Source organism: Paraburkholderia sp. BR10872 (genome assembly GCF_040965835.1).
In the GTDB taxonomy this organism is placed as follows: Bacteria; Pseudomonadota; Gammaproteobacteria; order Burkholderiales; family Burkholderiaceae; genus Paraburkholderia; species Paraburkholderia nodosa_A.
The window spans coordinates 1-11992 of the sequence record NZ_JBFRCN010000106.1; the positions used below are offsets into that span (position 1 = coordinate 1).

The window sequence follows — 11992 nt, forward strand, 5'->3', positions numbered from 1 at the left end:
CTTTCCGGCTGCCGGGCCTCTGTGTTGGCTCTGACAAAGTGGTGTCCATCACTTCGAAAATGATGGACATCACTTTGATGCCGGTCCCTGCAGCCGTCTACGACGGCCGCCGTGAGCCGCTTACCTTCGATACCGATCGACTGGAAACACCTCCCCCAGTGGTGGGCCGTGCTGCATGCTTCCATGACGACCAACTTCGGGTTCAAGGCGCGTACGGCTTCGAAGAACGAGCTGCGCGAGACCTTCGACCGATGCACAACACGACGGCGACGATCAGCGCCATGGAGCTGGAAGATCTGTTTCGCTAGATCAATGCCGAGAACGTCGATTTCCATGGTGAACCTCCGCACGTCTGGGTGAGTGCGTTAGTGTCTCCCGGTGGGAGGCGCCGGGTCCATCGCGGTAAAATTTGGCGGTTCCTCCTAGGCGCCTTTAGCGGCACAACTCAGCCGGCGATCCAGACGATTATCGGCGGCCCTGGCGGCGACCTGCGGTGACCGCCTGCGAATGGCGCTATTCCCCTCGAAGCGAGAGGCGCTTGACGACTGCGGATTCGGCCCTTCGAGACACGTCCCAACGTGTGGCCGCTAACATGTGTTTAGCGGCCACCGCGCGTGGCGAGCTGTCAGCGTGCCGGCAATTGCCGTCGCGCAATCTCAGCAAAGTATCGCGATCCGACTGACAGTATGTCGTCGTTGAAATCGTAGGTAGCGTTGTGCAGAGGAACGCCGCCGTTTTGGGGCTCCGTTCCGTTGCCGATGAAGATGAAATTTCCCGGTACAACCTGCAGAAACGCACCGAAGTCCTCCGAGATCATCATAGGCTGAACGTTGGCGTCCACATTCTCCGCGCCCACGACATGCGAAGCGGCTGAAACCGCTACATCAACAAGCTCTGGTGTATTCACGGTCGGGACGAACTCATGCGTGTACTGGAAGTCGCACTCGGCTCTGTGTGTACGGCAGATGCCCTCACTGACTTCCCTCATCCGGATCATCAGCAGCTTCTGCACTTCTGGGGCGTAGCTGCGCGTGTCGCCTTTGATGATGACATTCGAAGGAATGACGTTTCTAAGACCGTCCGTAACTATCTCAGTACACGAGATGACTGCGGACAGGCTTGGGTCCAAATTGCGCGAAATAATCGTCTGGAGACCGAGCACAATTTGCGAGGCAATGACAATGGGGTCGACGCCCATATGAGGCCGTGCTGCGTGCGTGCCTCTTGCCTTGATGTGAATGACGAAGTTGTCTTCGCTGGCCATAATGCCGTTCGGACGTGTTGCGAAGCTGCCTGCGGGCATCCCGGGCATGTTGTGCGCGCCGAAAATGGCGTCGACAGGAAACCGTTCGAACAACCCTTCTTGCATCATCGCTTTCGCGCCACGTCCGTGTTCTTCGGCGGGCTGGAAAATGAAGCGAACCATGCCGTCAAAGTCTTTTCGCTCCGCGAGAAGTTGCGCTGCGCCGAGAATCATCGCCATGTGTCCGTCGTGACCGCATGCGTGCATTTTCCCCGGAATACACGATGCGTAAGGTCTGCCGGGCGCATTCTCGGTGATGTTTAGCGCATCCATTTCGGCGCGAAGGCCGATAACCCGTTTCCCGTTGCCAATCTTCAAGTTGGCGACCATCCCGGTTCCGCCAATGTTGCGATGAACCTCGAGGCCGAGTGTCTTCAGAACACTGGCAACGTAGTCCGATGTCTGTGCTTCTTCGAAGCCTGTTTCGGGATTCTTGTGGAACTGATGTCGCCAGTTCTTCAGGCGCTCTTGTAGGGACATTTCCATGGTGCGGTCCTCGATTTGAGGCGGTGATTGGATGTCAGTGCTCGAGCGATTTTTGCCACTCGCTCTGGCGCGCAAGAACGGCTTCCGCCGACTCGCCAACGAGGTCTCGATACACTGCGGGCGCCGTGGCACCCTCGGTATTGATGGCCAGCACGTGTGAGTCGGGTCCAAGTCCTACCTGCTGGGCAAGGGACGGGTTTTGCATGAGCACGCTTAGGCCCGCGAATCCCGCGGCACCGGACTCTCCAACCACTAAAGGAGCGTCACGGTCGCTGCCAGCGGCAAGTGAACGCATTGCTGCCACCGCGTCATCGTCACTGATGGTCATGAAATGGTCGACGCACCGATCGAGAATTTTCCAGGCCAAGGGGGATGTCTCTCCGCAGGCGAGGCCGGCCATGACCGAATCAACGGAGCCAGTCGCTTTCGTGGCGTAGCCTGCGATGGCGCTTTGATAAAGACAGTCTGCCTGCTGAGGCTCGACGACAACGAATCGGGGCCGCCGCGCTTCGGCGTGCTCCCAGAGATAACTCGCGACGCCTGCTGCGAGACCACCGACGCCTCCTTGCAGGAATACGTGGGTGATTGGTTGCGAAAGGGTGGAACTGCCGAGCTGCCGTATTGTTTCAGCGGCAATCACGCCATATCCCTGCATCACATCCCGAGGAATCGCTTCGTAGCCTTCGTAGGACGTGTCTGAGACAACGTGCCAACCATTTTGGGCCGCCAGTGCTGCCGCATGCTCAACCGATTCATCGTAGCTACCCGCGATGCGAATAATCTTCGCGCCGTACAAAGCGATGGCCTGCTCCCGTTCTACGCTGACGTTGGCGTGAAGGACGATGACACACCGACAACCGATGTCGCGTGCGGCGGCTGCCAATGACTTTCCGTGATTACCATCGGTGGCGCTGATAACAGTCAGGTTCGAAAACATCCCGGCATATTGCCCGCGAAGAAGGCCGGCCGGATTCAGGCTATGAGTGTGCCAGTGCCGAAGAATCAACCGCACGAGTGCGATGGGCGCGCCTAACGCTTTGAAGCTGCCAAGCGGCGAGCGGAAGCCTTCGTCCTTCAGGCTGATACGTGCGACGCCCAATGCTGCCGCGGCGTCCGGGAGGTCCCAGAGCGGCGTCGCTGAACGAGAGATCTGGTCCCAATCGGCTAGCCAGGCGCCGCTTTCGTCTGCTGCCCGAATGTTCAGAATGCTTTTGAGTTCATCTGGGTACGGCCCTTTGGACGCGCGGGAATTTGCAGTCAACATTGAGAAGAGCTCCAGGGAGGCATCCGATGTGCCGTATTTCTATTGCCAAAGTCCAAGTGCTGGCTCGGAGGAACAGCAGGAATAATATTGCAATGCTTTGTTTATTTGGGATCTAAAATTCGGCACAAATCGAGAAAATTTCTCGCATGGGGTGCTGCAGGCATTATGGCACCGCCGCACCCAACTGCGCGTTCGGGTTAGCGGACTACCGACTTGTCGTTCCAGACGTTGTTGTCAAACTGCCGTACCGTGATTGCACCGTTGCGGATGTCACCTGCTTCATCGAACTGAATGGGGCCCGTCACCCCGTCAACCTTCACCGACCGCAATTGCGCCAGGTAAACTTTCGGGTCGGTAGAGTTGGCTGCTTGCATAGCGGCTGCCATGGTCATGACTGCGTCGTATGCATAGGGAGCGTAAAGCTGAACCGGCGTCTTGAACCTTTGTTCGAACCGTTTGAAGAATGCCGGGCCTTGTGGCATCTGAGAAGGCGGTACGCCGGCGAGTGTGCAATACATATCGTTGGTCATTGATGAGCCGCCGAGGGCAATGAACTGCGGCGTGCACGCTTCGTCGCCGGCAATGAACTTGACCTTCATTCCGAGTCGACGCATTTGTTGTATAAAGGCGGCCGCCTGCGTGTCGCCACCCGTGAAAGCAACGGCATCAGGTCTGCGATTTTTGATCGTCGTGAGAACCGCCATCCAGTTGGTTGTCTTGTCGGTCCCGAATTCGCGGTCGACGACGGTACCGCCGGCGGACTGCACCGCCTTCTCAATCTGGTCAGCGAGGCCCTGGCCGTACGCTGTACGGTCGTCCACGATTGCAACCCTGGGAGCTTTCAGGTCTCGTACCAGATAAGTTCCGATGACCGAGCCTTGGCGGACATCGTTTGCGACCATTCGAAACACCGACTTGAGTCCTTGCTGGGTCAGCAATGGATTAGTAGCCGATTCGGTAATCATCGGAATTCCAGCGCCTGCGTAAATCCTCGAAGCGGGAATCGATGTGCCGGAGTTGGCATGCCCCACGACGCCGGCAACACGGTCGTCTACTAGCTTCTGCGCGACCGTCACTGCGGTCTTCGGGTCGGCGGCGTCATCTTGCGAATCTAGCTCGAAGGTGATCGAGTGGCCGGCGATTTTCAGCTTCCTGGTATTCAAGTCCTCGATTGCAAGCCGCACTCCGTTCTCGTCATCCTTTCCGATGTGTGCGAGCTCGCCAGTCAGAGGCGAAATTTGGCCAATTTTGACGGTAACGTCCGCGTCGGCCGCCGATGCAGATGCGCCAATTGAGACCGCCATCAACGTGTTGAAAAGTTGTCTGGTTTTCATGATCTTCGGTGGGAATACGAAACGGGGTGGGAGGGTGCCGAAGTCCCCAGCCGTCAGCTGCTCTAGCAGCGGTGACCGAAAGCACTTGACATGAACAGTTTATTGCGAGTAAACCGTTAGTATTTATTCTTTTGCGCCCACGTTTCGAGAAAAATTCTCATGTCGAATCTTCGAGATGTCGAGCTAGACGCTTTCGATTTGCGGATCCTCGCAATCGTGCAACGGAACAATCAGCTGCCCCATCGTGAGATCGGGCATGAAGTGAACCTGTCCGTCCCGTCCGTGGCGCGAAGGCTCCAGAAGCTTAGAAGTGCTGGCGTTATTGCTGCGGACCGCAGCTTACTGAATCCCGATGCGCTCGGTTCCCGGGTCACGATAATCACTCACGTTTCCGCGGAGAGTGAGGCGATAGAGTTGCTCGATGCGATGAAGGCACGGTTCGATGCCTGCGAGCAAGTCCAGCAGTGCTATTACGTGACCGGCGACGTCGACTTCATCCTGATTTTCTGCACGCGGGACATGGCGGAGTACACGGCCCTAACGCGGGCGCTGTTCTTCGCGGAGGGCAACGTTCGAAGCTTCCGTACCTTTGTCGCGATGGAGCGGGTCAAAATAACGCTCGATGTGCCACTCGGTCGGGCGCAGTAGGCCTGTCTCCCGGTTGCTCAACCACCCGCCCAGAAGTGCACATCTCTTCTTCAAGGTACGCTATCTACGCAACGAATAGGCCCGTCAACACGAACTGCACGAGCTTCGGCAATACGACCAACCACTTGGCACACTGAGTTGGCCGATACCCTTAGTCTTGCGTCCGTAGACGGTGTGACGGTGCTTCTGCTCCCGCGTGTACGCGATGTTCAACGCGCTATCCATGCAACCAGATTTCCAAACGCGCTTACGCAGGCGGCCGACGAAGTTTGAAAAAAGATTGATTGAAGAATTAAGTACCTCTCGCTCGGTACGTGCCGCTCAACTACACGCGAGGCGTCAACATATCCCTGTGCCATAGGCAGGACTACCTGTTACGTGAGCTACCGGTACGTGGCCTCGTTGAGTGCTCTCGCAAGCATGCGGATGTCTGCGGAATTGTCCGGCTCATTGTTGTCCGACTCATTGGCCGCCAGGCCCCCGAAAGAGCGTCGTGCGGAGCCCATGAGACTGCAGGCGTCACAGAACTCCTCCAGATCGCGGTCCATGGCTCATACCTCGCAATTCACCACGTGAAAAGAGCACGTTGACACGCCGGACGAAGTTCGACAGGAGGCATGCGGCGGTAGGCGCCAAGGCTCTGTCGCGATAAGTTCGGACAACGTTGTTCAGGTATTTGATCTGGCGGATCTGGATGGGCGCTTCCCGTTCGGCGTTGATGGCGTGCAGGGCATCCAGATTGGCGCCGCTCTTATCCATAGTGATCGTCTCCGGCTCGCCGTTCTGGTCGATGGCTTTCTCGAAATAGCGACGGGCGGCAGCCTTGTCACGATGGGCTCGAAGCAGGAAATCCACCGTCTTTCCGGCCTTGTCCCCAGCGCGATAAAGGTATTTCCACTGGCCACGCACCTTGGCGTACGTCTCGTCCACCCGCCAGCTCTTGCCGACCGGGCGCTTGCAGCGGCGGAACGCCTTTTCAAGTACCGGCAGAAGCTTGATGGCACCGCCGGTGCACGGTCGAATGATCGACCGCGATCCCGCGCTCGGCCCTCATCTCCTGAAGATTGCGCAAGCTCAGCGGGTAGGCCACGTACCAACGCACGCACACCAACATTATCTCGAGCGGATAGTGCAACCGCTGCAGCACTTTGGCTACCGCCGGACTCAGGGCTTTCATTGTCGTTCACAGCATTCGGTAAGGTCCCGCAGCATACCAGCCTCTGCTATTGCAATAGAACCGAAAGGAATAACAAATGTCCGGCGTGGCAGAAAGGATAGCCGATGCGGGACTAAAGGCGAACGTGGTCTGTCGGCTACTCTGACGAGGGTCCCGGTCGCACAAACCCCTCATTGCCAATGGCGGGACGGGAACACATGACGAAGAGATGCGAGGTGGCCTTTCGCTTTCGACAACAGCCCAACGGGGACAGGCGGGATCTCTGGCCGTTCTATCTCACACGCAGACAACGCCAGTGGCTTGCATCGGTGCGTGAGCAGTGGGAGAAAACTGCGTCGTCCAGATTGCAAACCGCGAAGCGCGAATTATCGCCGAAAATTGCGAGCTTGCGTTTTGCAGTGCATACTTCGTGGAAAGCAAAGCAATTTCGCGAAAACCAGGCCTTGCCTCCCTCCACCGTACCGAGCGGGCGCCTTGATTGTCCACAGGTTCGCTGCGACCGGGGGCAGCGCGCGGGTACGCGATTGCAGCAGGATCGTCTGCGCGGCCGGATTCGGGTTCGACTAATCGGTTGCGGCCGACACTTCGATCAAGACGACTTTGCCGTTGGCCTGATACCGGCGATGTCCGAGACGGGCGACTCGCGCGCCCGGGCACGACGGCGTGCGTGCGGGGGGAGTGCCCGTGCGACCGTGTAGACATGGCCGCTCCGGGTTGTCGGTCGTGGAAGGGTGCATGTCGAATACGCGTCCACGATGCCACGGCTATGTCGATGAGGCCGGATGGTCCGGAAGTTTCACCTTGATTGTCGTGCCGGCTCCCGGCGAACTGATAACGTTGATCTGACCGCCCAGCATCAGAACGCGTTCTTCCATGCCCGCGAGTCCGAATGAACCCTTTTTGGCCGGCTGAACATCGAATCCTCGACCGTCGTCGCGCACTTCGAGCAGGCAGCAGTCCCCTGTCCGCTCCAGCATGATGACCACATGGGGCGCCGCTGCGTGGCGGGCGACATTGGTCAGCGCTTCCTGAACGAGGCGGAACAGCACGACAGCGCAGGGCTCGCTCACGACGATATTCTCGTCGGGCAAGTGCAGGCGGCATACCGTGCGACCGTTTCGGTTGAACTCGGCCGCAAGCCACTCGAGCCCCGCTGCAATGCCGGTGTCGAGTGCCGCAGGGCGCAGCGCCGCGATGACGCCCCTGACGACCTGCATGGTTTTGTCCACCAGCGCAATCAGCGCCTGCGTCTGCTCGACCAGTTCCGGGCGATCGTTGCCCAGTCGCATACGTAATGCCGACGCCTGCAGGCGAAGCGCGGTGAGGTGCTGTCCAAGTTCGTCGTGCATTTCACGCGCGATGTGCTTGCGCTCTTCCTCGCGAGCCATTTCGCGATGTGACGTGAGTTCCCGCAGCATCTCATAGGACTCGCGCAGGCGGCGCTCCGCCTCCTTGAGCACCGTCAGATCGATCACGAACGCGACGCCTTCCTTCCCACTGCCGTCGAATGCCGCGCGGCCGACCAGGACGGGCACACGACTGCCATCCTTCCTGAAGTATTCTTTTTCGGTCGGCTGAATGTCTCCCTGGTGCCCGATCTGCGCGAGAGCCCGTTCGCTGCTTTCGCGCCACTCCACTGGGGTCAGGTCTCGCCAGGGCAGACGACCTGAAACAAGATCCTCGCGGTCATATCCCACCATGCGCAGGAATGCCTCATTGGCCTCAAGGATGTCGCCCTCTGCGTTCCACACAATGATGCCGATGATATTGGCGTCGACGAGTCGCCGGATCCGGGCCTCGCGCTCCTTCAGGTCGCGGTACAGTCGGGTATTCTCGATCGAGGTTGCCGCTTGCGACGCGAGCAGCCGCAGCACGCCAATTCGCGCTGGCGAGAAGGCACGGGTGACTAGGTTGTTTTCGAGGTACAGGGCGCCGATAAGCCTGGCCTGATTCGTCAGGGGCAGACACACAATTGAGCGGGCTCGATGCTGGAGGATGTAGGCATCTGCAGCGAACGCGGACGAGCGTGTGGCATCGTCGAGAATGACGCTCTGGCCCGTTCGCAACACATGATAGAGGACCGACTCGGGTATCACGTTGGGGCTCGCGGGGTCATCGCGTAGTTGCACGCGGAGTGTGTCCCCCGCGATTTTGGCTTCCGCGACTATCCTTTGTCCGCCCGCGTCTGGAAGAATCAGCAATCCTCGCTCGGCGCCCGCCTGTTCGATCGCAGTGCGCATGACCATATCGATTAGCTTGTCCAGGACGATCTCTCCGGAAACGGCCTGCGACACCTTGATGACAGTAGCAAGGTCGAGGTGTTCAACGGGGGTGCCGATCGTGCTGCCCGGGCCGGGCGCTCGCTCTTCGTCCCCGAGAAGCGGATACAGCGCTTCAAGTTGGCGTACCTTGCCTTCGGCACCCCAGCGTTGGTAGCCCCGGCGTGCGTCCTGCAAATACACGCGGGCAATCCTGTCGAAGCCTCGCGCCGCGTAGAAGCCTGACGCGAGTTCATTGGCAAGTGCTTCGTTGTGTACGAAGCCATGTGTACGCGCCGAGCGCATGGCCTCTTCGTAGAGACGCATTGCTTCGACATCGCAGCCGTTCAGGCGAGCCAACTCGGCGCCCACCAGCGCCGCACGGGTTGCAAAATTCTCCGGACAGTTCTCTGCCCAGATCTCCAACTGCCGGTGATGTGCGGCGATCGCGTCGTGGTGCTGCTGTCGCTCCGCGGCCGGGGCACGGTCACAATGTGCGGCCCGTGCCAGTGCACCGAAGAAATGGTATTCGCTTTCCTCCAGGTGCGATGACGAACTCCACAGTAGCTGCTGCGCAATCAACGCCGCGTTGATGGCGGCCACATGGTGGCCTGCAAGGAATCGTCCCTGCAGTTTCCGGATCCAGTACCAGCACGCGGCCGTTGCGAGCGCGGGGTTTCCGGACAAATGCTGTTCCATACGAAGTTCGTTAAATTCGTCGTCGAAGTGACCGAATTTCAGCGTCGAACCCCGGAGCATCCGGATCAGCGCGAGTTGCGTAGTGATGTTATCTACGACAAGACCGAAACGCGCCTTGCTGGCGAACGCGAGGCCCTGTTCGGCTTCGCGCTCGACCTCGACCAATGGTGCACCGGCGAAAAGCAGGTCTGATACGATATGGCAGCACGTATAGGCGCCAGACGGGACGTCCCCGATCCGGCTCGCTGCTTCGAATGCGCGGCGCAGCACCTCGCTACTAACGCACACATGTTTTGTCCAGCGCACGACATAGAGGGCGAAGCAGAGATATGTCACCGCCTCGAAGCGTTTGAGCCCACGGCGCTCGACCAGATCGAAGCCAAGCTGGCCGAACTGGATTCCAGCGTGGTAATCGCCAAAGCGTGGTCCAGCAATCCGCGGGAACATGACATACGCAAAACACGACGCATCGCAGTTGCCATGCTCCAGGCTAAGGCTGATCAGCTTGCATATGGCCAGGGAAGCCAGGTTCGCGTCAAAGAACCAGGCCGGCCTCTGGAGCTTGCTCAGCACGTTGGCGGTCGCGAGAGACGGCAGGTCCTTCATCAGAGGCAGATCGATGAGCGTCCCGATCGTCCTGCCGCCGAGCCGTGACCGGATGCTTTCGTACTCCTGTTGTACGTCGCTCTCTTCCGGATGCGCTAACCAGTCGATACCAACGCGCCGGAGATGCTCGAGACAGACGTCGACTGCGTGACCACTTTGGTCGAGGGTCAGATAGACATCCATTTGCAGACACGTGACCTGCGCCTGTTCGACCGTGGTCCTGGCACGGCTTGATAGCACGGCTAGTCGCTCTTGCGCGACCGATAACCGGCCGGTGAGGAATTCGCATTCGGCAAGGTTCAACTGCAGCGCAAAGACCAGATCGCGCCTGCGTTCCCAACGATCGTCCCGCATGAGGTCCGCACCGGCGCTCAGATAGGTGAGCGCCGATGCATAGGCTGTTGACGCTTTTGCCCGCTGGCCGGCGCTCAGGTTGAACCCGGCCAGCTGCTCACGCTCTTGCCGGGAGGTCACCAGCGCTGCGCCACGGTTCAGTTGTGTAACGATCTCGAAGATCGCCGCTTCACGTTTGTCAGCGGGCGTTAGCGCCGCGAGCAGGCGTCCGATACGCAGGTGGGCGCCGGCGCGCGAGTGCTCCGGGATCAATGAATACGCCGCTTCCTGTACGCGGTCGTGTGCGAACCGGTAGGCAAGTTCCAGTTGCTCGACCAGCCCTTGATCGACCGCTGGCTGCAGTAGCGCCCGGACCGCCTGCCTGGAGACCCCCAAAACCTTCGGTAACATCGCGACGGGGGCGGCGTTGCCAAGGCAGGCGAGCTGTTGCAACGCGCGCTGCGTTTCGATGGGCAAGCGCGCGAGCTTCGCGACCATCAGGTCCACTACGTTGTCGGTATATCCCTTGCTGTGAATGCTGGGCAGATCCCAGCGCCAGCAGGTCGCGTCATGGTCGAAGGTGACCAGATCGACATCAGCAAGCGTGTGCACGAACTGGATCACAAAAAACGGATTGCCGGCCGTTTTCTCATGCACGAGCGCGGCAAGCGGTGCGGCGCGTTCACGCTCGCAGCAAAGTGTTTCGGCAATCAGTTGCTCCACGTGCTCGCGGGCGAGCGGCTCAAGGGCAATTTCGTCAAGCCTTGCGCCTGTGGTCCTGACGGTTTGAAGTTTGCGCATTAGTGGATGCTCAGCATCAACTTCATTTGCGCGGTAGGCGCCGATCAGCATCAGGTATCGCTGGTCTGGGCGGATGAGGAGATCTTCCAGCAGGTCCAGCGTCGCGGCGTCGAGCCATTGCAGGTCATCGAGAAACAGGGCCAGCGGATGTTCACGTTGGGCGAAGACACCGATGAAGCGCCGGAAAACGAGCTTGAAGCGGCGTCGCTCCTCGTGAGGTTCGAGTTCCGGGACGGGTGGCGGATCGCCGATGATGAGCTTCAGTTCCGGGATCAGTTCGGTCATAAGGCGCGCATTCGGCCCTAGTGCCCCGATCAACGTGTCGCGCCAGATGGCCAGTTCCCTGTCGTGCTTGCCAAGGAGCGGTCGCACCAGCCCCTGAAAGGCTTGCACCAGTGTCGAGTAGGGTATGTCGCATTTGTACTGGTCGAACTTGCCCGACGCGAACAGCCCCCGCGGCGGTACAAGCGCCCTGTGCAATTGGTTGACGACTGCGGACTTGCCGATGCCGGAATAGCCGGACACCAGCACCAGCCCAGGCGTGCCGCTCGTGACGACGCGCTCGAACGCAGCGACCATGGCCTCTATCGCGCGCTCACGCCCGTAAAGCTTCTCGGGGATGCGAAGCTTGTCGGATGTATCACGTTCACCCAGCACGAAGGCATCGATGTGGTGCTGGCGCTGCCAATCGGACAGGCACCGCCGCAGATCATGCTCGACACCGGCCGCAGTCTGATAGCGTTCCTCGGGAGTCTTGGCGAGCAGCTTCATGACAAGTTCCGAGACGACAGCCGGCACACTTGCTACCCGCGCGCCGGGCGGTACCGGGTTGCGTGCAACATGGCAATGTACCCACTCCATCGGATCGGCCGCGGTGAACGGCAGGGTCCCTGTGAGCATCTGATAGAGCGTGACTCCGAATGCGTAGAGGTCGCTGCGCGAATCGATCGAGCGGTTCATCCGCCCAGTCTGCTCAGGCGCCATATAGGCGAGGGTACCGACGATCGTTTCCGGCGGTTCCGGCGATTGCCGTTCATACGTGCGTCGAGAGGCGCTGCCAAAGCCAGTGAGCCGCACGTGGCC

At 59.5% G+C, this 11992-nt stretch carries 5 protein-coding genes and 2 pseudogenes; 1 reads left to right on the forward strand and 6 read right to left on the reverse strand.

The window, feature by feature from the left end; all coding sequences use genetic code 11:
• The 4 genes and pseudogenes from AB4Y43_RS39665 to AB4Y43_RS39680 form a co-directional block, all read right to left on the reverse strand.
• A pseudogene (locus tag AB4Y43_RS39665) lies at positions 1–335 on the reverse strand (hypothetical protein); the annotation flags it as partial.
• 290 nt (positions 336–625) lie between these two features.
• A complete protein-coding gene (locus tag AB4Y43_RS39670; protein WP_368730231.1) occupies positions 626–1789 on the reverse strand; it encodes a M20 aminoacylase family protein in 1164 nt (387 codons plus the stop codon).
• A 34-nt stretch (positions 1790–1823) separates the two neighbouring features.
• On the reverse strand, positions 1824–3053 hold the full coding sequence (locus AB4Y43_RS39675) for a diaminopropionate ammonia-lyase (protein ID WP_368661879.1): 1230 nt from the start codon (positions 3051–3053) through the stop codon (positions 1824–1826).
• Positions 3054–3250: 197 nt separating this feature from the next.
• Positions 3251–4387 (reverse strand): branched-chain amino acid ABC transporter substrate-binding protein, encoded by a 1137-nt coding sequence (locus AB4Y43_RS39680; protein ID WP_368730232.1) that lies wholly within the window; start codon positions 4385–4387, stop codon positions 3251–3253.
• Between the two features lie 159 nt (positions 4388–4546).
• On the opposite strand from AB4Y43_RS39680, the gene AB4Y43_RS39685 reads away from it, so the two are divergent.
• Complete coding sequence (locus tag AB4Y43_RS39685) at positions 4547–5035, forward strand: Lrp/AsnC family transcriptional regulator (RefSeq protein WP_368661878.1); 489 nt, start codon at positions 4547–4549, stop codon at positions 5033–5035.
• A 657-nt stretch (positions 5036–5692) separates the two neighbouring features.
• Here AB4Y43_RS39685 and AB4Y43_RS39690 read toward each other — a convergent pair.
• Positions 5693–6212, reverse strand: a pseudogene (locus tag AB4Y43_RS39690) (IS6 family transposase); the annotation flags it as partial.
• A gap of 764 nt (positions 6213–6976) precedes the next feature.
• Positions 6977–11992: AAA family ATPase (locus AB4Y43_RS39695; protein ID WP_368730233.1), on the reverse strand; the 5016-nt coding region annotated here is incomplete at its 5' end.

Coding starts and splice junctions, on each gene's coding strand:
- AB4Y43_RS39685 (WP_368661878.1), top strand. CDS start 4,547: ATGTCGAATCTTCGAGATGTCGAGCTAGACGCTTTCGATTTGCGGATC.
- AB4Y43_RS39675 (WP_368661879.1), bottom strand. CDS start 3,053: ATGTTGACTGCAAATTCCCGCGCGTCCAAAGGGCCGTACCCAGATGAA.
- AB4Y43_RS39670 (WP_368730231.1), bottom strand. CDS start 1,789: ATGGAAATGTCCCTACAAGAGCGCCTGAAGAACTGGCGACATCAGTTC.
- AB4Y43_RS39680 (WP_368730232.1), bottom strand. CDS start 4,387: ATGAAAACCAGACAACTTTTCAACACGTTGATGGCGGTCTCAATTGGC.